Below are 23,740 nucleotides of genomic sequence, written 5' to 3'. Positions count from 1 at the left end.
AGAAAAAAGCCGGCTCGCTTGGGCCGGCTTTTTCCGAGGCAGGGCGCGCGCGTTTTCAGCCCAGCGCGCGGATCCTGGCGGTGAGGCGGCTCTTGTGCCGGGCGGCCTTGTTCTTGTGGATGAGGCCGCGGGCGGCGTAGCGATCCATCACCGGCTGGGCGGCGGCGAAAGCTTCCGTGGCGGCAGCCTTGTCTTTGGCCTCGATGGCCTTGACGACCTTCTTGATCGCGGTGCGCACCATGGAGCGGGCGCTGACGTTGCGCAGGCGGCGCTGCTCGGACTGGCGCGCGCGCTTCTTCGCGGACTTGATGTTGGCCAAGGCGGAAACTCCAAAAAAGAAAATGACTGGCTGGAAAAAGGCCGCCAATTATGCGAGGGCCAGAACGTGGCGTCAATGCCGGCGCCCGGGGAGCTGCCGCGATGCGGCGCGGCCTGTCAGACTAGCGCGTTTCGAGCGCCATCGGCGGGCCCTTCCCGGACATGAAGACTCCGAGCCTGTTTCGCGGGCTGCTTTCCTTCAGCAGCATGACCATGATCTCGCGCGTGCTCGGTCTGGTGCGCGACATCTCGATCAACACGGCTTTCGGCGCCAATGCGGCGACCGACGCCTTCTGGGTGGCTTTTCGCATTCCCAATTTCATGCGCCGGCTGTTCGCCGAGGGCTCGTTCTCCACGGCCTTCGTGCCGGTGTTCACCGAGGTCAAGGCGCAAGGCGACCCCGCGCGGCTGAAGGAGCTCCTGTCCCGCGTGGCTGGCACCCTCGGTGGCGTGCTGCTGGTGGTGACCGCGCTCGGCATGATCTTCGCGCCGCAGGTGGCCTCGCTGTTCGCGCAGGGCGCCGCCGGTTCGCCGGAGAAGCTCGCGCTGACCACGCGCCTGCTCAGGCTCACCTTTCCCTTCCTGCTGTTCGTGTCGCTGACCGCGCTGGCCGGTGGCGTGCTCAACAGTTTCCATCGCTTCGCGCTGCCGGCGATCACGCCGGTGATCCTCAACCTGTGCATGATCGCCGGCGCGCTGTGGCTGTCGCGCCGGTTCGATCCGCCGATCCTGGCGATGGGCTGGGCGGTGCTCGCCGCCGGCGTGCTGCAGCTGTTGTTCCAGCTGCCGGCATTGCACGGGCTCGATCTGCTGACCTGGCCGCGCTGGGGGTGGCGGCATCCGGACGTGCGCCGGATCCTGCGGCTGATGGTGCCGACGCTGTTCGGCTCGTCGATCGCGCAGATCAATCTGCTGCTCGATACGGTGATCGCCGCCTATCTCATCACCGGCGCGCAGAGCTGGCTGTCGCAGGCCGACCGCTTCCTGGAGCTGCCGCTCGGCGTATTCGGCGTGGCGCTCGGCACCGTGATCCTGCCTTCGCTGTCGCGCCATCACGTGGCCACCGATCATGAGGGCTTTTCCAGGGCGCTGGACTGGGGGCTGCGCACCGCGCTGCTGATCGCGGTGCCGGCGATGTTCGGCCTGTTGCTGCTGGCCGAGCCGATGGTGGCCACGCTGTTCCAGCATGGTCGGTTTACGGCGTTCGACACCCGCATGGCGACGCTGTCGATCAGCGCCCTCAGCTTCGGTCTGCCGGCCTTCGCGCTGGTCAAGGTCTTGCTGCCGGCGTTCTACGCGCGGCAGGACACGCGCACGCCGGTGCACGCCGGCGTGGCCGCGCTGGTCGCCAACATGGCGCTCAATTTCCTCTTTCTGGCCGCACTGTTTGCCTGGTGGGCAACCCCTGCCCAGCATCGGCTGCCGTGGCTGCAGGCGGTCGCGGCGGTGCCCGGCCTGCACATGGCGCTCGGTCTGGCCAGCGCCAGTGCGAGCTATCTCAACCTCTGGCTGCTCTGGCGGGGTCTCAAGCAGGCGGGCGTCTATCGGCGCGAGCCCGGCTGGGCGCGCCACCTGCTGCGCGTGGCGCTGGCTTGTCTGGCGATGAGTGGCGTGCTCCTGGCCGGTCGCTGGTGGTGGCCGGACTGGACGGCCATTCCCACCGCCTGGCGTGTCGTCCGCCTGGCCGTGCTGGTCGGCGGCGGTGCCGCGACGTATGCGCTGGCGCTGTTCGCTGGCGGCTTCAAACTACGCGAACTGCGCGGTGCCTGACTATACTCGGCGGATGATGAGACTCTCCCGGGACCTTGCCGGGCCTGGCCTGGCACCCGGCGGCAGCATCGTGGCGATCGGCGCTTTCGACGGCCTGCACCGTGGCCATCGGATGCTGCTGGCGCAGGTGTGCGAGCGCGCGCAGGCGACCGGCTGCCTGCCGGCGGTGGTGAGTTTCGAGCCGTTGCCGCGTGCCTTTTTTTCGCCCGCGCCGCTGCCGCGGCTTTCCGGCGTGCGCGACAAGCTGGAAGGTCTGGCCGCCGCCGGCATCGCGCACACGTTGCTGCTGCGCTTCAACGCCCGCTTGAGCGCGATGTCCGCCGAGGATTTCGTGCAGCAGGTATTGGTGCACCGGCTCGCCGCGCGCGAGGTGTGGGTGGGCGGGGATTTCCGTTTCGGCCATGCCCGCCGCGGCGACGTGGCCATGCTCGAGCGGCTGGGCGCGCAATGGGGTTTTGCCACCCGGGTGATGCCGCCGGTCACCATGAACGGCGCGCGCATCTCGGCCAGCCGCATCCGTGCCCTGCTCGCCGCCGGGGAATGCTCGGGTGCCGCCGAATTGCTCGGCCACCCGTTCGTGATCACCGGCCGGGTCGGCCACGGCAACCGGCTGGGTCGGGCGCTCGGGTTTCCCACCGCCAACATCGCGCTGGGCCGGCGGGTGAGTCCGGTACAGGGCATCTTTGCCGTGCGCGTGGGTCTTGGCCAGAGCCCTTGCAGCTGGCCGGCCGTGGCGAGCCTGGGCGTGCGTCCGACGGTGAACCAGGTCGCGCGGCCGCTGCTCGAAGTGCATCTGTTCGATTTCGACGGCGACCTGTACGGTCAGCGCATGGCGGTGGAATTCGTCGCCAAGCTGCGCGACGAGCAGCGCTTCGACGACCTGGAGTCGCTCAAGGCGCAAATGGACGTCGACGCGCGCCGTGCCCGCGAGATCCTGGGGATGAATCCGCGTCTGGCCGAGGCCTGAGCCTTTTGCCCCGAGCGTTTCGTTTTTCAAAGCCTTTTATCGCCCTTTCAAGCCTCGAGCCATGAGCCAGGATTACAAGTACACCATCAACCTGCCGCAGACCGACTTTCCGATGCGCGGCGATCTGCCCAGGCGCGAGCCGGCCTGGCTTGCCGAATGGGAACGCATGGATCTTTATGCGCGCATCCAGGAAAAGACCGCCGGCCGGCCCCTGTTCGTGCTGCACGACGGCCCGCCCTACGCCAATGGCACGATCCACCTGGGCCATGCGATCAACAAGATCCTCAAGGACGTCATCGTCAAATCCAAGCTGCTGGCGGGCTTCCATGCGCCCTACGTGCCGGGCTGGGATTGCCATGGCATGCCGATCGAGATCCAGATCGAGAAGCAATACGGCAAGGGCCTGCCCGCCGCCGAGGTGCAGGCGAGGGCGCGCGCCTACGCGACCGAGCAGATCGCCAAGCAGAAGGCCGATTTCAAGCGGCTGGGAGTGCTCGGTGACTGGGAAAACCCCTACCTCACCATGGCGCCCGGCAACGAGGCCGGGGAGATCCGCGCCCTGGCCGCGATCATGCGCAAGGGTTACGTCTATCGCGGCCTGAAGCCGGTCAACTGGTGCTTCGACTGCGGTTCGGCGCTGGCCGAGGCCGAGGTGGAATACGAGGACAAGACCGACATCGCCATCGACGTGGCCTTCGCCTTCGACGATCCTGCCGCCGTGGCCCGGGCCTTCGGGCTTGCCGGGTTGCCGTCGGCGCGCGGCGCGATCGTGATCTGGACCACCACGCCGTGGACGATCCCGGCCAACCAGGCGCTCAATGCGCACCCGGATCATGACTACGCCCTGGTGGAAACCCCGCACGGCCTGCTGATCCTGGCCGCGGCCCGGGTCGAGCCGTGCCTTGCCCGCTACGGACTCACCGGTCACGTGCTCGCCACCGCGCCCGGCCGGGCGCTGGCCGAACTGCGCTTTCGCCATCCGCTTTACGAGGTCGATCCCGGCTACGCGCGCACCGCGCCGGTCTATCTGGCCGACTACGTGACCCTGGACACCGGCACCGGCATCGTGCATTCGGCGCCGGCCTATGGCGTGGAGGACTTCCTCTCCTGCAAGGCCCACGGCATGGCCGATGCCGACATCCTGAACCCGGTGATGGGCAATGGCGTGTATGCCTCCTGGCTGCCGCTGTTCGGCGGGATGTTCCTGTGGAAGGCCAACCCGCTGATCGCCGACGCGCTCGAACGCGCAGGCGCACTGCTGCATCGCGAGGCCTACACCCACAGCTACATGCATTGCTGGCGGCACAAGACGCCGATCATCTACCGCGCCACGTCGCAATGGTTCGCCGGCATGGACATCGCGCCCCGCGACGGCGGCAAGACCCTGCGCCAGACCGCGCTGGAAGGCGTCGAGGCGACGGAGTTCTTCCCCGCCTGGGGCAAGCAGCGCCTGCAGGGCATGATCGCCGAACGGCCGGACTGGACGCTCTCGCGCCAGCGCCAGTGGGGCGTGCCGATGGCGTTTTTCGTGCACAAGGAAACCGGCGAGCTGCATCCGCGCACGGACGAACTTCTGGAGGCGGTCGCCCAACGGGTGGAGCGGGGCGGCATCGAGGCCTGGCAGAGCCTGGATCCGCGCGAGCTCCTGGGCGAGGAGGCCGAGCATTACGAGAAGAACCGCGACACCCTGGACGTGTGGTTCGATTCGGGCACCACCCACTGGCACGTGCTGCGCGGCTCGCATGCCCACGTGTTGCGCTTTCCGGCCGACCTGTACCTGGAAGGCTCGGACCAGCACCGCGGCTGGTTCCATTCCTCGCTGCTCACCGCCTCGATGCTGGATGGCCGGCCGCCTTACCGGCAGCTGCTCACCCATGGGTTCACCGTGGATGCGCAGGGCCGCAAGATGTCCAAGTCGCTCGGCAACGGCATCGAGCCGCAGGACATCATGGACCGCCTGGGCGCGGACATCCTGCGCCTGTGGGTGGCCTCCACCGATTACCGCAACGAGATGTCGCTGTCGGAGGAAATCCTCAAGCGCGTCAGCGACAGCTACCGGCGCATCCGCAACACCGCCCGCTTTTTGCTCGGCAATCTCGACGGCTTCGATCCGGCCACGCATCTCGTCGCGGTCGGCGATGGCCTCGCCCTCGACCGCTGGGCCGTGCAGCAGGCCTTCGACGTGCAGCAGGCGGTGACCGCCGCCTACGAGCGCTACGACTTTCCGGAAGTCATCGCGCGGGTGCAGAACTTCTGCACCAACGACATGGGTGCGCTGTATCTGGACATCACCAAGGACCGGCTCTACACCATGCCGACCGACAGCCACGGCCGGCGCAGCGCGCAGAGCGCGATGTACCGCATCGCCGAGGCGCTGGTGCGCTGGTTGGCGCCGGTGCTCGCCTTCACCGCCGAGGAAATCTGGCGGCACCTGCCCGGCACGCGCGGGGCGAGCGTGCTGTTCGAGACCTGGTACGAAGGCCTCGCCGCCACCGAGGGCACGCCCGAGCGGCGACGCTGGTGGGCCGATCTGCTGGCCATCCGCGAGGCGGCCACGCGGGCGCTGGAGCCGCTGCGCAAGGCCGAGCGGATCGGCGCCGCGCTCGATGCGGAACTCAGCGTGCATGCCGATCCGGCCACGCTGGCCCGGCTGGCGCCGGCGGCGGCGGAGCTGCGCTTTTTCTTCATCACCTCCGAGGTGCATCTGCAGCCGCTCGCCGCGCCGCCCACCGACGCCGTCCGCGCGGAACTGGGCGAGGGCGAAGTCTGGGTCGCGGCCGCGCCGAGCACGGCGGCCAAGTGCGTGCGTTGCTGGCACCACCGTCCGGACGTGGGCAGCGACCCGCGCCATCCGCAGCTGTGCAGCCGCTGTGTCGGCAATGTCGAAGGTCCGGGCGAAACCCGGCACTGGTTCTAAAACGCATGCGGATGCCGTCCAACGCCTTGCCCTGGCTGGCGCTCTCCGCGCTGGTGGTGGCGCTCGACCAGGGCAGCAAGCACTGGGCGCTCACCGCCCTGCAGCCGCTCGGCACCACGCGGCCGGTGATTCCCGGCCTGCTCGACTGGACGCTCGCCTTCAATACCGGCGCGGCGTTCAGTTTTCTTGCCGCGGGTTCCGGCTGGCAGCGCTGGTTCTTCATCGCCCTGGCGCTGGCGATCGGCGTGGCGCTCGTCCTCTGGCTCGTGCGCACGCCGCGCCGCGACTGGCGCACCGCGCTGCCGCTCGCACTCATCATCGGCGGCGCGGTCGGCAACCTGATCGACCGCTGGCGGCTGGGCCAGGTCACCGATTTCATCCACGTGCACTACCGCCAGTGGAGCTATCCGGTCTTCAACCTGGCCGATTGCGCGATCACCGTGGGCGCGGTGGCGCTGTTCGTGTTCGGCTGGCGCGGCGGGCGCACGCACAAGGGCGTGCGATAATTGCGTCATGGACATCCTGCTTGCCAATCCGCGCGGCTTCTGCGCCGGCGTGGATCGCGCCATCGCCATCGTCGAGCGCGCGCTGGAAGCCTTCGGCGCGCCGATCTACGTGCGCCACGAGGTCGTGCACAACCGTCACGTGGTCGATCGCCTGCGCGCTGCCGGGGCGGTCTTCGTCGAGGATCTGGCCGAGGTGCCCGATGGCGCCACGCTGATCTTCAGCGCCCACGGCGTGCCGCAGGCGGTGCGCGAGGAGGCGGCGCGGCGCGGGCTCAAGGTGTTCGACGCCACCTGTCCGCTGGTGACCAAGGTGCACATGGAGGTGGCGCGGCTCGGTCGGCTCGGCCGCAGCGTGGTGCTGATCGGTCATGCCGGCCACCCGGAAGTGGAAGGCACCATGGGCCAGTGGGACGCGCGCCATGCGGGCGAGATCCTGCTGGTCGAGTCGGTCGAGGACGTCGCCCGCCTCGTGGTGCGCGATCCCGAGCGGCTCTCCTACGTGACCCAGACCACGCTGTCGGTGGACGATACCCGCGCCATCATCGCGGCGCTGCGTGCGCGTTTCCCGGCCATCGAGGGGCCGCGCAAGGACGACATCTGCTACGCCACGCAGAACCGCCAGGACGCCGTGCGCAGGCTGGCCGCGCAGACCGAGCTGGTGCTGGTGGTGGGTTCGGTGAACAGCTCCAACTCCAATCGCCTGCGCGAACTGGCCGAGAAGGAAGGCGTGCGCGCCCATCTCATCGACGGCGCGGAAGACATCGAGCGCGGCTGGCTCGAGGGCGTCTCGCGGATCGGCCTGACCGCCGGCGCCTCGGCGCCGGAGAAACTGGTGCGCGAGGTGATCGCCAGGCTCGCGTCGTGGGGCGCGACCGGCGTGCGCGAGCTCGATGGCGAGCCGGAGACGATCACCTTCGCGCTGCCCAAGGTCCTGCGTGGCGGCGAGACCGCACGCACCTGATGGGCCTGGCAGGCGCTTTGCCGCCGGTCAGTCCTCGACTTCGTGGCAGCGGCGCTCGGTGGTGTAGGTGGCGTTTGCGTCCTGATGCGATTTCTGCACCTTGTTGCCGACCACGCCACCGGCCACCGCACCGCCGACGGTGGCCAGGGTCTTGCCGGTGCCGCCGCCGATCTGGTGGCCGACCAGGCCGCCCGCCGCCGCGCCGATCGCGGTGCCGGCGATACGGTTCTTGTCGCCCGAATCGGTGTGTTTGACCTGCACGTCCTCGCAGACGACGCGCTTTTGCTGGGCCTGCGCCGCCTGCGGCAGCCCGTTCAGGGCACCGAGCGCCAGCAGCAGGGCGATGGAGCTACGCTTGTTCATGGATTGACCCTCGCCATGGATGGATTTGCTGAAAAACTTATCGACCCTGCCGTGACCGTCCGGTCAAGGATGCAAACATTCGGGCCGCCGGCGCGGTTCCGTCTCAAGGTTTGGAGAAAGCCATGACCCTCGTCCTCGACAACGCCGATCCGGCCGAGATCGCCCGCTTCGGCGAACTGGCCGCCCGCTGGTGGGACCCGGACGGCGAATCGCGCCCGCTGCACGATCTCAACCCGGTGCGTTTCGATTACATCGCCGCACACGTGGATCTGCGCGGCGCGCGGGTGGCCGACGTCGGCTGCGGCGGCGGGCTCTTGAGCGAGGCGCTGGCCCGCGCCGGCGCCGAGGTGGTCGGCATCGATCGTGGCGAGCGGGTGATCGAGGTCGCGCGACTGCATCTGCACGAGTCCGGGCTCAAGGTCGATTACCGCGTGCAATCCTCCAGCGAGCTCGCGCGCGCCGAGCCGGCCGGTTTCGACGCGGTGTGCTGCATGGAACTCGTCGAACACGTGCCCGACCCGGCCGCGCTGGTGGCCGATCTGGCCGCTCTGCTGCGGCCCGGCGGCTGGCTCTTCATGTCCACCCTGAACCGCACGCCGCTTGCTTTCGGCGCGGCGATCCTCGGCGCCGAATATGTGCTCAAGCTGCTGCCGCGCGGCACCCACCATTACGCCAGGTTCTTGAAGCCCTCGGAGCTGGCCAGGCTGCTGCGCCGGTACGGGCTCGAACTGCAGGATCTCTCCGGTCTTGCCTACAACCCGCTCACCCGCAAGGCCGCGTTGAGCCGCAACCCGGCGATCAACTATCTCCTGGGCGCGAGGAAGCCGGCATGAGGTCGCCGCCCACCGCCATCGACGGCGTGCTGTTCGATCTCGACGGCACCCTGCTCGACAGCGCTCCGGACCTGCATGCCGCGCTGGTCGCCTATGCCGACGAGGCCGGGGTCGCCGCGCCGCCGCTGGAACGCGTGCGCCCAGTGGTCTCGAGCGGCGCCATGGCGGTCCTGCGTTGCGCGTTCGACGAGGACGAGGCCGCTCTCGCGCGCCGCCTGCCGCGCTTTCTCGAACTGTACGGCCAGCGCATCGCGCACGACACGCGCCCCTTCGCCGGCGTCCCGGAGCTCCTGCAGCAGCTCGAGACCCGCGCCCTGCCCTGGGGCATCGTCACCAACAAGGCCGGCGCCTTGACCTGCGCGCTGCTCGAGCGCATCGGCTGGCGCCCGCGCCTGGCCGCGCTGGTCTGCGGCGACACGCTGCCGGTCAAGAAGCCCGATCCGGCCCCGGTGCGGCTGGCCTGCAGCCAGGCCGGCATCGAGCCGTCGCGCGGCGTGTTCGTCGGTGATGACCGCCGCGACGTGCTGGCCGGCAAGGCCGCCGGGCTCTACACCGTGGCAGTGGGCTGGGGGTATCTCAACGGCGGCGATCCCATGGCGTGGGGCGCCGACTGCCTGGTCGAGCGCCCGCAGGATCTGGCCGCGCTGCTCGGTCTTCATCGCGCCGCATGAGCGCGCCGGCCGTCACCCGCGAGGCCTGGTGGAGCCATGTCGAACCCTGGCTGGCCGCGCAGCCGCAGCAGCGCGTGGCGCTGGCGTTCGTCGATCCGTCCGTGTATCCCGGGCACCTCGCCCTGGCAGCGCTGGAGCATGAATGGCTCGGCGCCGCCTACGGCATCCGCGAGCCGCACGTGGCGGCGGGCAAGCTGCACTGGTGGGCGCAGGAACTCGACGAGGCGGCCCACGGCCGGCCGCATCACCCCTTGAGCCGCGTGCTGTTTGCCGAAGCCCGCGCCAGCGCGCTGCCGATGGCGCTGTGGCTGGCGCCGGTGCAGGCCGCGCTGGCCGGGCTCGAAGCAGGCACCGCCTCCGACTTCGCGACCCAGCTCGACGCCAGCTTGAAGCTGCACGGCGCGCTCGCGGTCCTGGAGACGGCCTGGTGGTACGGGCCGTCCGTTCCGGCGGCGCGTGCGGCGCGGCTGGCCGCGCTCGGTCATCTGCTCTTTGCGCTGCGCCGCTTGGAGGACGATGCCGAGCGCGAACGCCTGGCCTTGCCGATGACGCGGCTGGCCCGCTTCGGCCTCGACCGTGGCCGCTTGCGCGAGGACTCCGCCGAGCGCACCGCGGCCGTGCGCGCGCAGCTCGACGATCTGGCGCAGGCCTGGCAAGACGCCCTGCGACTGCCGGGGCCACTCAGCGTTTTCCGCGCCCTGGCCGCGCGCGGGGATGCCCGCTTGCTGCGACGGGCGCGTCGCGCCGAGCGGCCGCTGGCGGTCCTGCAGCGGGGCGACGGGCGCACCGATCCCGGTCTGCCGTTTGCGGCCTGGCGCGCGGCGCGCGGCTGGCACGCCGCAGCGGGCTGATGGGGTTTTTCCCGCGGTCTGTCGCCGTGGCCCAGCGTGGGCCAAAATAACCGGTCCTGCACGGCATGCCGTGTGCGTGGAAGTCCTCGATGCACAGTCACGAAAACCCCGCCCGCTCCATGCCCGACATCGCCCTCCACGGGCAGCCGCATCATGCCGGTGTGCTCGATTGGGTTGGCATGGACGGCATCGCGGCGCCGGTCGCATTCGACGGCGGCGACGGCGTGCAGCGCGCGCCGGCTGAAGTCGGCGTGTTCGTCAACCTGTTGCGGCCGGACAGGCGCGGCATCCACATGTCGCGGCTTTATCTGCTGGTCGATGAGTGCCTGAGCACGCGCACGCTGGACGCGCCCATGCTCGAGGACTTGCTGCGCGCCTGCCTGGCCTCGCAGCAGGACTTGGCCGATCGCGCCCGCATCCGTCTCCGCTTCGATTACCTGCTCCGCCGTCCTGCTTTGCGCAGCGGCCACAGCGGCTGGCGCGCCTACCCGGTCTGGCTGGACGCGCACCTGGATGGCGAGGGCTTCCGTCTGGAACTCGGCACCGAAGTGCTCTATGCCTCCACCTGTCCCGCCTCGGCGGCGCTTGCGCGGCAGTTGATCCAGGAGCAGTTCGCGCGCGATTTTCCGCCGGGTCGGCCCTTGCAACGCGAGGCAGTGCTGGCCTGGCTCGGCGGCGAGAACGGCATCGTCGCCACGCCGCATGCGCAGCGCAGCGTGGCGCGCATCCAGGTGCGCTTTGCCGAGGGTGCCCGGCTAGCTCTCGTCGCGCTCATCGACCGCGCGGAGCAGGCACTCGGCACCCCGGTGCAGACCGCCGTCAAACGCGAGGACGAGCAGGCCTTCGCCCGAGCCAACGGTGCCAACCTGATGTTCTGTGAGGATGCCGCCCGGCGCCTGCAGCAGGCCCTGGAATCGGATGCCGCCATCGTCGACTTCCGCTTGCGTCTGGAACACCAGGAAAGCCTGCATGCGCACGATGCGGTGGCCTATGCCAGCAAGGGGATGTCGGCGCCGGACGAGGCGTGAGGTCAGGGCGGCGCCACATGGCGATGCGAGCATCGGCTGCGTGCGCCGCCGCGTTCGATGCTGTGATCGGCATCTACCCTGGCCAGCGCATCGATGGGGGCAGCTTCGTGCCTGGCGCCTTGCCGGGCCAGGGAAGCCACGGCATCGGCCGCCCCTGACTTCACCCGCGCAGCCCGGCCAGGCCGCTATTGACTTTAGCGCGCGAACGCGAGCCGCTCGCCGCGCACGGTGTCGTCGATGCGGGCGCCGTCCCATACCCGCCGGCCGTTGACGAAGGTGGCGACGATGGAATGGCTGAAGGTCTCGCCTTCGAACGGCGACCAGCCGCACTTGGACAGCACTTCGTCGCGCGTCACCGTGTGCGGCTTGCGCGGGTCCACCAGCACCAGGTCGGCGGCATAGCCTTCGCGCAGGAAGCCGCGATCGCGCACGTCGAACAGCGTCGCCGGGGCGTGGCACACCGCCTCCACCACGCGCTCGAGCGTGAGCCGGCCCTCGGTGACGCGCTGCAAGGCCGCCTGCAGAGCGAACTGCACCAGCGGCAGGCCGGAGGGCGCCTGATCGTATTGCTGCGCCTTTTCTTCCAGCAGGTGCGGCGCATGGTCGGTGGCGAGCACGTCGATGCGGCCTTCGGCCAGCGCGCGGGTGATCGCCGCACGGTCGGCGGCGGTCTTGATCGCCGGGTTGCACTTGATCAGGAAACCCAGCCGCTCGTAATCGGCGTCGCAGAAATGCAGGAAGTGCACGCAGGTCTCGGCGGTGATCCGCTTGCCCTTGACCGGGCCGGGATCGAACAGCGCCAGCTCGTCGGCGGTGGAAATGTGCAGCACGTGCAGGCGGCTGCCGTGCTTTTTCGCCAGTGCGATCGCCAGCCGCGTCGACTTCAGGCAGGCCTCGCGCGAGCGGATCAGCGGATGTTCGCGCGCCGGGATGTTCTCGCCGTACTTGGCATGTGCCGCGGCGAGGTTGGCCTCGATCATCGGCGTGTCCTCGCAGTGGGTGATGATCGGCACCGGCGCCTCGCGGAAGATGCCGTCCAGCACGGCAGGATCGTCCACCAGCATGTTGCCGGTGGAAGCGCCCATGAACACCTTGATGCCCGGCGCGGCCTTCGGGTCGAGCGCGCGGATCGCCGCGAGGTTGTCGTTGCTGGCGCCGAGATAGAAGGCGTAGTTCACCGCGGAGACTTCCGCGGCGCGCGCGTACTTGGCCTCCAGCGCCGTGCTGTCGAGCGCGGGCGGACGCGTGTTGGGCATCTCCATGAAGCTGGTGATGCCGCCCGCCGCGCAGGCGCGCGACTCATGCCAGATGTCGGCCTTGTGCGTGAGGCCGGGCTCGCGGAAGTGCACCTGGTCGTCGATCATGCCGGGCAGCAGCAGCAGGCCGCTCGCGTCGAGCACCGTTTCCCCCGGACGCGCGGCGAGGCCGTCACCGATCGCGTCGATGCGTCCCTTGCGCACGCGCAGGTCGGCGTGGAAACGGCGCCCCTCGTTGACCAGTTCGGCGTGCCTGATCAGCCAGTCAGTGGACATGCGTTTCTCCGTCGGGACGGCAGCGTGGAAAGTGGAAGCGTTCGGGCACCGGATCGACACCGCCCGTGCACAGCGGCTGGCAGCGCACCAGGCGCCACAGGCCGAGCAGCACGCCACGCCAGGTGCCGAAGCGGGCGATGGCCGTGCGCATGTAGTCCGAGCAACTGGGATGAAAACGGCAGCGCGCGCCGAGCAGGGGGCTCAGCCAGCGTTTGTAGAGGTCGAGCAAACCGATGAGCCAGCGTGTCACGGCGTCGTCGAGAGCTGAAGAGGCAGGAAGTCCAGTATCCCAGAAAAGTTTTTTTAAGTTGCCGCCCCGAGGGGCATGGGCTATAACAGCCGGCCGCCACGGCCAACGTAAATGGTGAGGGAAATGGCGAAATCCACGCCCAGCTCGGCTGCCAGCAAGACGCGCAAGGCCAAGACCACTGCCTCTAAGGTCACGAAGACCACAGCCGGGCGCGCCAAGGCTGCACCCGCCGGTGCCCGTCGCGCCGCGGCGACGCCGGCACGCAAGCCGGCCGCCAAAAAGCTGGCCGCCAAGACGGCCCAGCGTCCGGCCGGGCGCAAGGCCGTCAAGCCGGCCGCGAAGTCAGTGACCAAGCGGTCGTCGCCCGTGGCGGACAAGGCCAAGGTCACGGCCAAGGTCGCCAAGCCGGCCAAGCCCGTGACCAAACAGTCCGCGCCGACGCGGAGCAAGCCCGCGTCGGCACCGAGTCGGCAGGCGCCGCCCGCCGCGCCTGTGGCCAAAGCCGCGACAGGCAAGACGCCGGCCAAGCCCCGGCCCTCGGCCGGCCCCGTGCCGGCACCCGGCTCTGCCACCGAACCTGCAAACCGTGCGGTGACGTCTTCCGCCGCCATCGCACACGCCGCCCCTCCCAAACAGCCTGCCCCGCAGTCCCCGATGAAGAAGCAGTCAAACCATACCCAGCTCGACAACGGCGTCACCCGCGAGGATGGGCGCTATGCGCTGCCTGCGCATGTCAACATCGAACTGCCGCCCGGTTACCGTCCCTCGCCGGACGAGGAATACATGAACCCGCGGCAGCTGGCCTATTTCCGCAACAAGCTGCGCGAATGGCGCGAGCAGTTGGTCGAGGAGTCGCGCCAGACCATGGAAAACCTGCGCGACGAAGTCCGCGACGTCGGCGACGAGGCCGAGCGCGCCACCCGCGAAACCGAAAACTCCCTTGAACTGCGCACGCGCGACCGCTACCGCAAATTGATTTCCAAGATCGACAAGGCGCTGCGCCGGATCGAGGAAGGCCGCTACGGCTACTGCGAGGAAACCGACGAGGAAATCGGCATCGAGCGGCTGGAGGCCCGGCCGATCGCCACGCTGTCGCTGGATGCGCAGGAACGCCGCGAGCACCTGCAGAAACAGATGGGCGAATGAACCACCGCGCGCGGCCGCGCTCGCGGTGGCGCGTGCGGCTTGGCGGGGCTAGTCGAGCCGCTGCGGTTCCTGCAGGAAATTGCCCTGCACGAAATCGACGCCGCAGGCGAACAGCAGCGAGGTGCTGGCGGCGTCTTCCACCCATTCGGCGATGGTGAGTTTGCCGAGTTCGCGCGCCTGCTGGCAGATCTCGGTGATCTTCTGCTGATGCTCCGGGTGGCGCGGCAGCTGGGCCATGTAGCTGCGGTCGATCTTGAGATAGTCCGCGTCCACGTGGCGCAGCAGCTGAAACGAATTCAGCCCCGAACCGAACTGCTCCAGCGCGAAGCCTCCGCCCATACCCTTCCAGGCCGCGATGAACGCCTGCGCGGGGCGCAGCAGGGTCATCACCTTGCTCTCGGTGGTTTCCAGGACCAGCCGTCCATGGCGCAGGCGTGCGCGCGCCATGCGCTCGGCCAGCCACGGCAGGGTGGCTTCGTCCTGCAGGGTGGCGGCGGCCAGCTTGACGAAGAAGGTGGTCTTGACGCCCTGCATCTCGCGCGCCTTGAGTGCGTCGAGGGCACGGTCGATCACCCAGCGGTCGATGGCCACGGTCAGCCCGTGTTTCTCGGCGATCGGCAGGAAGAAGCCGGGCAACACCTCGCCTTGTGGCCCCTGCATGCGCAACAGGATCTCGGCGAACTCGCCCTCGGCATCCTGCAGGCTGATCACCGGCTGCTGGTAGAGGATGAAGCCGTTCCTGGCCAGTGCCTCGCGGATCAGCTCCAGCCAGGCGCGCTCGCGTTCCTCCTCGGCCTTTTCGCGGGCGGCCGGATCGTGCAGCTCGACGCGTCCCAGACCCTGGGTCTGCGCGCTGCGCAGGGCCTGGCTGGCCTGGCCCAGCAGGAGTTCCGCATTGGCATTGCGCTCGCCGAGCAGACTGCCGCCGATGCTGGCGGTGACAGTGATCGAGTGCGTGCCGAGATCGAAAATGCCGCTGGCCACGGTCTGCTGCAGGGTGTCGATCCAGGCATGCACGGCCTCGTCGCTGCGCGGGGCGAGCACTACGCCCAGGGTGTGTTCGGCGAGCATGCCGGCGGCGTCGTCCGGTTCGAGATGCCGGCGGACCCGCTCGGCGAACGCGGCCAGGAGTTCATCGGCCTGGCCGAGGCCGATGTTGGCGACGATGTCCTGCCAATGGTCGGGTTCGATGAGCAGCAACGCCTGGCCGCGCGTGCCCTTGGCGGCATGGGTGACCGCTTCGTCGATGCATTCCAGGAGGCGGCCGCGGTTGTAGAGGCCGGTCACCGGGTCGCGCTGCAGCTGTTCCAGCAGCGCGGGGTCCACCTGCTGACGCCGGAACACGATCTGCAGGCAGGGCTCGCCTTCGAAGGTCGCATGGGAAAACTCGGCGGTGGCCTGGAAGGTGCTGGCATCGGCGCGCCGCGCGCTGAGGGTGAGAGTGGTGTCGGCTTTTTCGCCGCGCGCGTGCGCGCGCAGCAGCTGCTTGAAGGCATCGGTGTCGGCGGTGCCGATCAGGTCCAGCACCGGCAGGCCGAGCAGGTCGTCCAGGGTCTCGAAGCCGAAGGTTTCCAGGTAGGCGCGGTTGGCGCGCACGTGCATGCCGTCGTGCACGTAGGCGATCGGGTCGGTCGAGGAATCCAGCAGCGCGTCGCAGCGGCGCTCGCTCTCGCGCAAGGCGGCCTCCAGCAGGCGTACCTGGCGCCGCGTGCGCAGGGATTCGAACTCGCGCAGCAGGACCGCGATCAATTGTTGCGGGTGGGTGCGCAGTGCCATGCCGCGCACGCCGCCGCCGGAAAGCTCGGCGACGATCTGATTGTCCAGCCGGTCGACCAGCGCCACCAGGGCGAGATCGCGTCCGTGGGCGTCGAGCTCGCCCATCAGCTCACGCAGGGCGATGCCCGATTGCGGGTCGAAGAGCACCAGATCCGGATCGTGTGCCTCCAGTTCCGGCCGCACTTGCGCGAGTTCGCCGGCCCTGGACGGCCGTACGGCGATGCCCGCATTGCGCAGCAGACTGATGACCTGCTCGGCCTCTTCGAGCGATTTGTCCAGGAAGAGGATCTTGATGACCGCGTCATTGTTCATGGGCCGCCGGGGCTGGGCGCTCGAGGTCAAGGGTTTTAGCCGATTCCGCGGCCTCCCGCCAGCGCCCAAGGCCGGCGAAAGACGCCGGCATCAAAAGTCATAGCGGCCGTTTAGCGGGATCTCCCGCCACTTCGCGTACCAGGCGCGGTACCAGATAGCCCGGCAGCCGCGCGCGCAGGGATTCGACCAGGCCGCGGGCGCGGGCATCGTCGACGGCGAAGTGGGCCGCGCCCTGCACCGGATCGAGCTGGTGCAGGTAATAGGGCAGCACGCCGGCGGCGATGAGCCGCTCGGACAGGGCGGCGAGTGCATCCGCGTCGTCGTTGATGCCGCGCAGCAGCACCGACTGGTTGAGCAGCAGCACGCCGGCCTCGCGCAGCCGCGCGCAGGCACGGTCCACCGCGGCATCGAACTCGTTGGCGTGGTTGGCGTGCAGCACCAGCACCTTTTCGAGCGGCAAGGAGGCCAGCCAGGCGAGCAGGGCCTGGTCGATGCGTTCGGGCAGGACCACCGGCAGCCGGGTGTGGATGCGCAGCCGCTTCACGTGCGCGATGTCGGCCAGGCCGCGGGTGAGTTCCTCGAGCTTGGGCGTGGCCAGCGCGAGCGGATCGCCACCGGAGAGAATGAGCTCGCGGATCGATGCGTCGGCGGCGACATGCGCGAGCGCCTGCCGCCATTGCCCGGCCGCGGCGGTTTCCTCGCCATAGGGGAAATGCCGGCGGAAACAATAGCGGCAATGGACGGCGCAACTGCCGCTGGCGATCAGCAGTGCGCGACCCTGGTACTTGTGCAGCAGGCCCGGCGCTTCGCGCGCGGCGAGGTCGCCCACCGGGTCGGTGACGAAACCCGGCACGGCCTCAAGCTCGGCCAGCTGCGGCAAGACCTGCAGAAGCAGCGGATCGCGCGCATCGCCCGGCCGCATCCGCGCGGCGAAACCGCGCGGCACGCGCAGCCTGAAACCGGCCCCGTCTGCAGGGATGCGTGCGGCCAGTTCGGTGAGGCCCAGGTGCGCGAGCAGTTCGCCTGGGTCGGTGATCGCGCGGCGCCAGTGTTCTCGCCAGTCTTCGGCTTGCGATAGGCGCCCGGAAGGGCTTGCGGTTATCATGAGCGACTTGAAACGCCGCGGGCGGGCCCCGCGTCATCTACCCATTCTAGCCGTCCCGCACGGTTTCTTTCTCGGAGCACACGCATGGCCACTGTCGGTCTCAACGACGTCAAGAAGGGCATGAAGATCCTGCACAACGGCGACCCGTGGGTCATCACCGACGCCGACTTCATCAAGCCGGGCAAGGGCCAGGCGTTCACCCGCATCTTCATCCGCAACCTGAAGACCGGCCGCACCACCGAGCAGACGATGAAGTCCAGCGACAGTTTCGAAGTCGCCGACGTCACCGACACCGACATGCAGTTCCTGTATTCCGATGGCGAGTTCTGGCATTTCATGCAGCCGCAGACCTTCGAACAGCATCAGGCCACCAAGGCCGGCGTGGGTGACGCGGCCAAGTGGCTCAAGGGCGAGGAGGAATGCGTGGTCACGCTGTTCAACGGCGAGATCATCGCGGTGCAGCCGCCGAACTTCGTGGAATTGAAGATCGTCGAGACCGACCCTGGCGTGCGCGGCGACACCTCCGGCGGCGGCGGCAAGCCGGCCGTCCTGGAAACCGGCGCCGTGGTGCGCGTGCCGCTGTTCGTCGGCCAGGACGAGGTCATCAAGGTCGACACCCGCTCCGGCGAATACGTCGGCCGCGTCGGCAAGTGACGCGGCGGCACCGGCCGGTGCGGCGCACGCACCGAGGGCCGCCGCACATCGCCACCGCAACCGGATGGCGCGACAAGTCGAACGAGGGGCGGTAGCCAAGGCACCGCCCCTCGTCACATCACCCACTTCGCAAGCGAGCGCATGATGACCTTGAGCATTCCGCAACCGATCGACCTGTTGATCGAGGCGCGCTGGGTCGTGCCGGTCGAGCCGCACGGCGTCGTGCTGGAAGACCACGCGGTGGTGGTGCAGGGCGAGCACATCGTGGCGCTGCTGCCGATCGCCGAGGCGCGTGCCGCCTACGCGCCGCGCGAGTGTGTGACACTGGCCGAGCACGCGTTGATCCCCGGCCTGGTCAATGCCCACACGCACAACCCGATGACCCTGCTGCGCGGGCTGGCCGACGACCTGCCGCTGATGGTGTGGCTCGAGCAGCACATCTGGCCGGTGGAAGCCAAGGTGCTCGGGCCCGAATTCGTGCGCGACGGCGTGGAGCTCGCCGTGGCGGAGATGATCCGCGGCGGCACCACCTGCGCCAACGAAAACTACTTCTTCCCCGATGCCATCGGCGCCACCTACCGCAAGCTCGGCTTCCGCGCCGTGGTTGGACTGCCGGTGATCGAGTTCCCGACGCCCTGGGCCAAGAGCCGCGATGAGTATTTCGAGCGCGCCGGCGAGGTGCACGATGCCTTCCTCGGCGATCCACTGGTGTCCACCGCCTTCGCGCCGCATGCGCCCTACACCGTCGCGGACGAGAGCTTCGAGCGCATCCGCCTGCTGGCCGACCAGCTCGATATTCCGGTGCACCTGCACTTGCACGAGACCGCGCACGAGGTCGGGCAAGAGAAACGGCAGTCCGGCCTGCGTCCGTTCCAGCGCCTGCAGAAGCTCGGGCTCATCAATGACCGCCTGATCGCGGTGCACATGACCCAGCTCACCGACGGCGAGATCGCCGCCTGCGCCGAGGCTGGCGTGTCGGTGGTGCATTGCCCGGAATCCAACCTCAAGCTCGCCTCCGGCTTTTGTCCGGCGGAAAAGCTGCGCCGCGCCGGCGTCAACCTCGCCATCGGCACCGACGGCTGTGCCTCCAACAACGATCTGGACATGTTCGGCGAGCTGCGCACCGCGGCGCTGCTGGCCAAGGCGGTGGCGCAGGACGCGGCGGCGTTCGACGCGGCTTGCGCGCTGCGTGCGGCCACGCTCGGCGGCGCGCGCGCGCTGGGGCTGGAAGAGCGCATCGGCTCGATCGCGCCCGGCAAAGAGGCCGATCTCGCCGCCGTGCGGCTGTCCGATCTGGAAACCCAGCCGCTCTATCACCTCGCCTCGCAGCTGGCTTATGCGACCGGGCGTCAGCAGGTCAGCGACGTGTGGATCGCCGGCAGGCGTCGGCTCGCCGGGCGAGAGCTCGTGGACTTCGATCTCGCCGGCCTGCAGGCGCGCACGCGCGCCTGGCGCGAGCGCATCGCGGCCATCCGGCCGTAAAGCCATCCAAAAAGGCCCCGGCGCCGAGTCGCCGGCGCAGAAGTCGTTTGTTTGGATGGAGGCCATAGCCCACGGCTATGCGTCGCCCCCACCAGCCCCACGCAGGGCTTTCAGCCGGTAAAGCGCGGCGAGCGCCTCGCGCGGGGCCAGCGCATCCGGATCGAGCGCGTCCAGCGCCCGTTCCAGTGCCGTGGCTTCGGTGGTGAACAGGTTGAGTTGCGGGGTTTCGTCCACCGGTCGCGTCGGGCGTGTGCGGCGCGTGGAGCTGCGCTCGAGCTCGGCCAGCGTGCGCTTGGCCTCGGCCAGCACGCTCCTGGGCAGGCCGGCCAGTGCCGCCACCTGCAGGCCGAAACTGCGATTGGCCGGTCCTTCCTTCACCGCATGCAGGAACACGAGCTGTTCGCCGTACTCGGCGGCGTCCAGGTGCACGTTGGCGATGCCGGGGTATTCGTCGGCCAGCGCGGTGAGTTCGAAATAGTGCGTGGCGAACAGCGTATAGGCGCGGTTGACGGTGGCCAGGTGCACCGCCGTCGCGCGGGCCAGGGCAAGCCCGTCGTAGGTCGACGTGCCGCGGCCGACCTCGTCCATCAGCACCAGGCTGTGGGCCGTGGCGTTGTGCAGGATGCTGGCGGTCTCGCTCATTTCCACCATGAAGGTGGACTGGCCGCGGGCGAGGTCGTCGCCGGCGCCGATGCGGGTGAAGATGCGGTCGATCGGGCCGATCACGGCGCGCGCCGCCGGCACGTAGCTGCCGATGTGGGCCAGCAGCACGATCAGCGCGTTCTGGCGCATGTAGGTGCTCTTGCCGCCCATGTTCGGGCCGGTGATGACGAGCATGCGACGGCGTTCGTCGAGCACGAGATCGTTGGGCTCGAAAGGTTCCTCGCGCACCTGTTCGACCACCGGGTGCCGCCCGCGCTCGATGACGATGCCGGGTTCGTCGGTGAGTTCCGGCGCCCGCCAGTCGAGCGTGTCGGCGCGTTCGGCCAATGCGGCCAATACGTCGAGCTCGGCCAGCGCGGCGGCGGTCGCCTTGAGGGCCTGGAGGTTTTCCGCGATCGCGTCGAGCAGGCCCTCGTACAGCATCCGCTCGCGCATCAGCGCGCGTTCCCGCGCCGAGAGCACCTTGTCCTCGAAGGCCTTGAGCTCGGCGGTGACGTAGCGCTCGGTGTTCTTGGTGGTCTGCCGTCGCGTGTAATGCGCCGGCGCCTTGTCGGCCTGCGCGCGGCCCAGTTCGATGTAGTAGCCGTGGATGCGGTTGTAGCCGACCTTGAGCGTGGCGATGCCGGTGGCGGCTTTCTCGCGTTCCTCCAGCGCCAGCAGGAATGTATCGGCATGCTCGGCGAGCTGGCGCAGCTCGTCGAGCTCGGCGTCGAAACCGGGCGTGATCACGCCGCCATCGCGCAGCAGCGCCGGCGGCTGCGGCACCACCGCGCGGGTCAGCAGCTCGACGGTTGGCTGGTGTCCGGACAGCTGCGCCATCAGCGCCGCGAGTCGTGGACTCTGCTGGGGCGAGAGGAGGGCATGATCCGTCTCCCCGGCCTGCGCAGGGAAGATCGCCTCGACCAGACCCGGCGCGGCGCACAGGCCATCGCGCAGCGTCGAAAGATCGCGCGGTCGCGCCGAGCGCAACGCCACGCGGGCCAGGATGCGTTCCAGGTCGCCGATGCCGCGCAGGCATTCGCGCAGCGTGCGATGCCGGCCCGCTTCGAGCAGCATGCCGATCGCCTGCTGCCGGGCACGCAGCGTCGCGCGATCGCGCAAGGGCCGGTTGAGCCAGCGCCGCAAGGCGCGCGCGCCCATCGGCGTCACCGTCGTGTCCAGCACCCCGAGCAGGGTGTGGGCGCCGCGTCCGCCCGGGTGGTGGTCCAGTTCCAGATGGCGGCGCGTGGCGGCATCCAGCAGCACGGTTTCGCCGATCGGCTCGGCGGCCATGCCGGTCAGGTGCGGCAGCGCGCTCTTCTGGGTTTCTTCCACGTAGCCGAGCAGGCAGCCGGCGGCGGCGATGGCGAGCGGCATGCCGTCGACGCCGAAGCCCTGCAGCGTGCCGGTACCGAAGAAACGCATCAGCTCGCGTCGCGCGCTGGCTTCGTCGAAATGCCACGGCGGGCGCTTGCGCAGGCCGGGCAGGGCGGCGATGAGTTTCGGCCAGGCCACGCTTTCATCGACCAGGGTCTCGGCCGGCTGCAGACGCGCCAGCTCGGCGGCCAGCGCCTCGGCGTCACCCACCTCGTTGAGCAGGAAACGCCCACCGGCAAGATCGATCCACGCCAGCCCGTAACCGCCGCGCGCGCCGGCGGCGATCGCCAGCAGCAGGTTGTCGCGGCGCTCTTCCAGAAGCGCCTCGTCGGTCACCGTGCCCGGGGTGACGATGCGCACCACCTTGCGTTCCATCGGGCCCTTGCCGCCGGGATCGCCGATCTGCTCGCAGATCGCCACCGATTCGCCGAGCCGCACCAGCCGGGCGAGGTAATTCTCCGCTGCGTGATAGGGCACGCCGGCCATCGGGATCGGTGCGCCGGCCGATTGTCCGCGCTGGGTCAGGGTGATGTCGAGCAGCCGCGCCGCCTTGCGCGCATCGTCGTAGAAGAGCTCGTAGAAATCGCCCATGCGAAAGAACAGCAGCATGTCCGGATGCTGCGCCTTGGCGGCCAGGTATTGCCGCATCAAGGGCGTGTGGGCGTCGAGCGGTGCGGCGGGGCTGGGATCGTTCAAGGCAGGGACCTCGCGGCGGACCGGCGAGTTTAACCGCGGGCGGCGGCTCGATCACCGCTCCCGCGCGTGCGAACGCCTTGCGGTGCCGACGAGGGGCGGTGACCGAAGCGCGGCGCGGTCCTTGGCGAAGGGCAAAGGCGCGCGCCGCGCCGCTGCGCCCATCATCTCCATGTTTTTCGCTTGGTGTGGATGATCGAAAGGGCGCCGCGTGCCGACCGCCTCACACCTTGGCCAGCGCCTGCTCCAGGTCCGCCAGCAGGTCGTCGATGTGCTCGATGCCCACGCACAGGCGCACGGTTTCTTCCCTGACGCCGGTCTTGGCCAGCTCCTCGGGCGATAGCTGGCGGTGCGTGGTGCTGGCCGGATGGGTGGCCAGCGACTTGGCATCGCCGATGTTGACCAGTCGCGTGAACAGTTGCAGCGCATCCAGGAAACGCGCGCCGGCGGCACGCGCGTCCTCGCCGGCGGCCGATTTGACGCCGAACGTCAGCAGACCGGAGGCCCGCCCGCCCATGTAGCGCTGCGCCAGCGCGTGATCCTCGTGGTCGGGCAGGCCGGCATAGCTGACCCAGGCGACCTTGGCGTGGCGCTGCAGGAATTCGGCCACTTTCCGGGTGTTGTCGCAGATGCGGTCCATGCGCAGCGCCAGGGTTTCGATGCCCTGCAGGATCTGCCACGCGTTGAACGGCGAGAGCGCGCCGCCGGTGTTGCGCAAGGGCACCACCCGGGCGCGGGCGATGTAGGCGGCCGCACCCATGGCCTCGGTGTAGCACACGCCGTGGTAGCTGACGTCGGGTTCGTTGAGACGCCGGAAGCGGTCCTTGTGTTCGGCCCAGGGGAAGCGTCCGCCATCGACGATGGCGCCGCCCAGCGTGGTGCCGTGTCCGCCCATGTACTTGGTGAGCGAATGCACCACGATGTCGGCGCCGTGCTCGAACGGGCGCACCAGGTACGGGGTGGCTACGGTGTTGTCGACGATCAGCGGCACGCCGTGCGCGTGTGCGATGGCCGCGATGCGGGCGATGTCGGTGACGTTGCCGGCCGGGTTGCCGATGGTTTCCACGTATACGGCCTTGGTGCGCGCGTCGATCAGCCGGTCGAACGATTGCGGATCGCGATGGTCGGCAAAACGCGTGGTGATGCCCTGCTGCGGCAGCGTGTGCGCGAACAGGTTGTAGGTGCCGCCGTAGAGCGCCGTGCTGCTGACGATGTTGTCGCCCACCTCGGCGATGGTCTGGATGGCGTAGAGGATCGCCGTCTGGCCGGAGGCCACCGCCAACGCGCCGATGCCGCCTTCCAGCGCCGCCACGCGCTTTTCCAGCACGTCGTTGGTCGGGTTGGTGATGCGCGTGTAGATGTTGCCCGGCACCTTGAGATCGAACAGGTCGGCGCCGTGCTGTGCGCTGTCGAAGGCATAGGCCACGGTCTGATAAATCGGCACCGCCACCGACTTGGTGGTCGGATCCGGGCTGTAGCCGGCATGCACCGAACGGGTCTCGAATTTCCACTGGGACGACATGGGTGTTCCTTTCAGGCGGGATGAACCCGGCCATCTTAGGACGCCCTGAGGCCGCCGCGTCCCA

20 protein-coding genes are annotated in these 23,740 nt (G+C 69.2%); 12 read left to right on the top strand and 8 right to left on the bottom strand.

From position 1 onward, the window contains the following. Positions 1-55: 55 nt before the first annotated feature. The gene (gene rpsT, locus ALSL_RS08810; protein WP_126538393.1) at positions 56-319 is read right to left on the bottom strand and encodes a 30S ribosomal protein S20; all 264 of its coding nucleotides are present in this window, start codon (positions 317-319) and stop codon (positions 56-58) included. A gap of 161 nt (positions 320-480) precedes the next feature. Here rpsT and murJ point away from each other — a divergent pair, with 161 nt between their 5' ends. From murJ to ispH, 5 genes are all read left to right on the top strand, one after another. Further along, positions 481-2,088, top strand: coding sequence for a murein biosynthesis integral membrane protein MurJ (gene murJ / locus ALSL_RS08805; protein ID WP_126538391.1), 1,608 nt, complete (start codon positions 481-483; stop codon positions 2,086-2,088). Between the two features lie 13 nt (positions 2,089-2,101). Then, positions 2,102-3,055 (top strand): bifunctional riboflavin kinase/FAD synthetase, encoded by a 954-nt coding sequence (locus tag ALSL_RS08800; RefSeq protein ID WP_126540155.1) that lies wholly within the window; start codon positions 2,102-2,104, stop codon positions 3,053-3,055. A 61-nt stretch (positions 3,056-3,116) separates the two neighbouring features. Further along, positions 3,117-5,972, top strand: coding sequence for an isoleucine--tRNA ligase (ileS, locus tag ALSL_RS08795; RefSeq protein WP_126538389.1), 2,856 nt, complete (start codon positions 3,117-3,119; stop codon positions 5,970-5,972). A gap of 5 nt (positions 5,973-5,977) precedes the next feature. Further along, positions 5,978-6,478: a signal peptidase II gene (lspA, locus tag ALSL_RS08790; protein ID WP_126538385.1), complete on the top strand. Its 501-nt coding sequence runs from the start codon at positions 5,978-5,980 to the stop codon at positions 6,476-6,478. 7 nt (positions 6,479-6,485) lie between these two features. Beyond that, the gene (ispH, locus tag ALSL_RS08785) at positions 6,486-7,439 is read left to right on the top strand and encodes a 4-hydroxy-3-methylbut-2-enyl diphosphate reductase (RefSeq protein ID WP_126538382.1); all 954 of its coding nucleotides are present in this window, start codon (positions 6,486-6,488) and stop codon (positions 7,437-7,439) included. Between the two features lie 27 nt (positions 7,440-7,466). On the opposite strand, the gene ALSL_RS08780 is transcribed toward ispH, so the two are convergent. Beyond that, on the bottom strand, positions 7,467-7,802 hold the full coding sequence (locus ALSL_RS08780; protein WP_126538379.1) for a glycine zipper 2TM domain-containing protein: 336 nt from the start codon (positions 7,800-7,802) through the stop codon (positions 7,467-7,469). 122 nt (positions 7,803-7,924) lie between these two features. Here ALSL_RS08780 and ubiG point away from each other — a divergent pair, with 122 nt between their 5' ends. The 4 genes from ubiG (at position 7,925) to folE2 (ending at position 11,185) form a co-directional block, all read left to right on the top strand. Next, positions 7,925-8,635 (top strand): bifunctional 2-polyprenyl-6-hydroxyphenol methylase/3-demethylubiquinol 3-O-methyltransferase UbiG, encoded by a 711-nt coding sequence (gene ubiG, locus ALSL_RS08775; protein ID WP_126538376.1) that lies wholly within the window; start codon positions 7,925-7,927, stop codon positions 8,633-8,635. Continuing rightward, positions 8,632-9,306, top strand: a complete 675-nt coding sequence (locus ALSL_RS08770; RefSeq protein WP_126538374.1) for an HAD family hydrolase — start codon at positions 8,632-8,634, stop codon at positions 9,304-9,306. The genes ubiG and ALSL_RS08770 overlap by 4 nt, the downstream gene beginning before the upstream one ends. Then, positions 9,303-10,157, top strand: a complete 855-nt coding sequence (locus tag ALSL_RS08765; protein WP_126538372.1) for a squalene/phytoene synthase family protein — start codon at positions 9,303-9,305, stop codon at positions 10,155-10,157. The genes ALSL_RS08770 and ALSL_RS08765 overlap by 4 nt, the downstream gene beginning before the upstream one ends. 89 nt (positions 10,158-10,246) lie before the next feature. Further along, on the top strand, positions 10,247-11,185 hold the full coding sequence (gene folE2 / locus ALSL_RS08760; RefSeq protein ID WP_126538370.1) for a GTP cyclohydrolase FolE2: 939 nt from the start codon (positions 10,247-10,249) through the stop codon (positions 11,183-11,185). A 194-nt stretch (positions 11,186-11,379) separates the two neighbouring features. On the opposite strand, the gene ALSL_RS08755 is transcribed toward folE2, so the two are convergent. Together ALSL_RS08755 and yidD are read right to left on the bottom strand one after the other, a co-directional pair. Further along, the gene (locus tag ALSL_RS08755; protein ID WP_126538368.1) at positions 11,380-12,717 is read right to left on the bottom strand and encodes a dihydroorotase; all 1,338 of its coding nucleotides are present in this window, start codon (positions 12,715-12,717) and stop codon (positions 11,380-11,382) included. Next, on the bottom strand, positions 12,707-12,967 hold the full coding sequence (gene yidD, locus ALSL_RS08750; protein ID WP_126538366.1) for a membrane protein insertion efficiency factor YidD: 261 nt from the start codon (positions 12,965-12,967) through the stop codon (positions 12,707-12,709). Before yidD ends, ALSL_RS08755 begins: the two co-directional genes overlap by 11 nt. Before the next feature lie 123 nt (positions 12,968-13,090). Between yidD and dksA the strand changes: the two genes are divergently transcribed. Beyond that, positions 13,091-14,113 carry an RNA polymerase-binding protein DksA gene (gene dksA / locus ALSL_RS13750; RefSeq protein WP_170172046.1) on the top strand — a complete coding sequence of 341 codons (1,023 nt, stop codon included), beginning with the start codon at positions 13,091-13,093 and terminating at the stop codon, positions 14,111-14,113. A gap of 48 nt (positions 14,114-14,161) precedes the next feature. Here dksA and ALSL_RS08740 read toward each other — a convergent pair whose 3' ends face one another. Both ALSL_RS08740 and epmB read right to left on the bottom strand, forming a co-directional pair. Then, entirely contained in the window at positions 14,162-16,201 is a 2,040-nt protein-coding gene (locus ALSL_RS08740) for an EAL domain-containing response regulator (protein ID WP_126538364.1), read from the bottom strand. 97 nt (positions 16,202-16,298) lie between these two features. After that, positions 16,299-17,306, bottom strand: coding sequence for an EF-P beta-lysylation protein EpmB (epmB, locus tag ALSL_RS08735; RefSeq protein ID WP_126538362.1), 1,008 nt, complete (start codon positions 17,304-17,306; stop codon positions 16,299-16,301). An 84-nt stretch (positions 17,307-17,390) separates the two neighbouring features. Between epmB and efp the strand changes: the two genes are divergently transcribed. Both efp and ALSL_RS08725 read left to right on the top strand, forming a co-directional pair. Then, complete coding sequence (gene efp / locus ALSL_RS08730; protein WP_126538360.1) at positions 17,391-17,960, top strand: elongation factor P; 570 nt, start codon at positions 17,391-17,393, stop codon at positions 17,958-17,960. A gap of 144 nt (positions 17,961-18,104) precedes the next feature. Beyond that, the gene (locus ALSL_RS08725; RefSeq protein ID WP_126538358.1) at positions 18,105-19,442 is read left to right on the top strand and encodes a TRZ/ATZ family hydrolase; all 1,338 of its coding nucleotides are present in this window, start codon (positions 18,105-18,107) and stop codon (positions 19,440-19,442) included. A gap of 75 nt (positions 19,443-19,517) precedes the next feature. On the opposite strand, the gene mutS is transcribed toward ALSL_RS08725, so the two are convergent. Both mutS and ALSL_RS08715 read right to left on the bottom strand, forming a co-directional pair. After that, complete coding sequence (gene mutS, locus ALSL_RS08720; RefSeq protein ID WP_126540151.1) at positions 19,518-22,109, bottom strand: DNA mismatch repair protein MutS; 2,592 nt, start codon at positions 22,107-22,109, stop codon at positions 19,518-19,520. A 268-nt stretch (positions 22,110-22,377) separates the two neighbouring features. Continuing rightward, a complete protein-coding gene (locus ALSL_RS08715; protein ID WP_126538356.1) occupies positions 22,378-23,676 on the bottom strand; it encodes an O-acetylhomoserine aminocarboxypropyltransferase/cysteine synthase family protein in 1,299 nt (432 codons plus the stop codon). Between the last annotated feature and the right edge of the window lie 64 nt (positions 23,677-23,740).

This window comes from Aerosticca soli, from assembly GCF_003967035.1.
Lineage (GTDB): Bacteria > Pseudomonadota > Gammaproteobacteria > Xanthomonadales > Rhodanobacteraceae > Aerosticca > Aerosticca soli.
Note: the sequence above shows the minus strand (reverse complement) of the source record. Positions and strands in the feature narration are given on the sequence as shown.

Bases quoted from the DNA above. Each gene is read 5' to 3' on its own strand.
- murJ (WP_126538391.1), top strand. From the start codon at position 481: ATGAAGACTCCGAGCCTGTTTCGCGGGCTGCTTTCCTTCAGCAGCATG.
- ALSL_RS08800 (WP_126540155.1), top strand. From the start codon at position 2,102: ATGATGAGACTCTCCCGGGACCTTGCCGGGCCTGGCCTGGCACCCGGC.
- ileS (WP_126538389.1), top strand. From the start codon at position 3,117: ATGAGCCAGGATTACAAGTACACCATCAACCTGCCGCAGACCGACTTT.
- lspA (WP_126538385.1), top strand. From the start codon at position 5,978: ATGCGGATGCCGTCCAACGCCTTGCCCTGGCTGGCGCTCTCCGCGCTG.
- ispH (WP_126538382.1), top strand. From the start codon at position 6,486: ATGGACATCCTGCTTGCCAATCCGCGCGGCTTCTGCGCCGGCGTGGAT.
- ALSL_RS08780 (WP_126538379.1), bottom strand. From the start codon at position 7,802: ATGAACAAGCGTAGCTCCATCGCCCTGCTGCTGGCGCTCGGTGCCCTG.
- ubiG (WP_126538376.1), top strand. From the start codon at position 7,925: ATGACCCTCGTCCTCGACAACGCCGATCCGGCCGAGATCGCCCGCTTC.
- ALSL_RS08770 (WP_126538374.1), top strand. From the start codon at position 8,632: ATGAGGTCGCCGCCCACCGCCATCGACGGCGTGCTGTTCGATCTCGAC.
- ALSL_RS08765 (WP_126538372.1), top strand. From the start codon at position 9,303: ATGAGCGCGCCGGCCGTCACCCGCGAGGCCTGGTGGAGCCATGTCGAA.
- folE2 (WP_126538370.1), top strand. From the start codon at position 10,247: ATGCACAGTCACGAAAACCCCGCCCGCTCCATGCCCGACATCGCCCTC.
- ALSL_RS08755 (WP_126538368.1), bottom strand. From the start codon at position 12,717: ATGTCCACTGACTGGCTGATCAGGCACGCCGAACTGGTCAACGAGGGG.
- dksA (WP_170172046.1), top strand. From the start codon at position 13,091: ATGGCGAAATCCACGCCCAGCTCGGCTGCCAGCAAGACGCGCAAGGCC.
- ALSL_RS08740 (WP_126538364.1), bottom strand. From the start codon at position 16,201: ATGAACAATGACGCGGTCATCAAGATCCTCTTCCTGGACAAATCGCTC.
- epmB (WP_126538362.1), bottom strand. From the start codon at position 17,306: ATGATAACCGCAAGCCCTTCCGGGCGCCTATCGCAAGCCGAAGACTGG.
- efp (WP_126538360.1), top strand. From the start codon at position 17,391: ATGGCCACTGTCGGTCTCAACGACGTCAAGAAGGGCATGAAGATCCTG.
- ALSL_RS08725 (WP_126538358.1), top strand. From the start codon at position 18,105: ATGACCTTGAGCATTCCGCAACCGATCGACCTGTTGATCGAGGCGCGC.
- mutS (WP_126540151.1), bottom strand. From the start codon at position 22,109: ATGCGGCAATACCTGGCCGCCAAGGCGCAGCATCCGGACATGCTGCTG.
- ALSL_RS08715 (WP_126538356.1), bottom strand. From the start codon at position 23,676: ATGTCGTCCCAGTGGAAATTCGAGACCCGTTCGGTGCATGCCGGCTAC.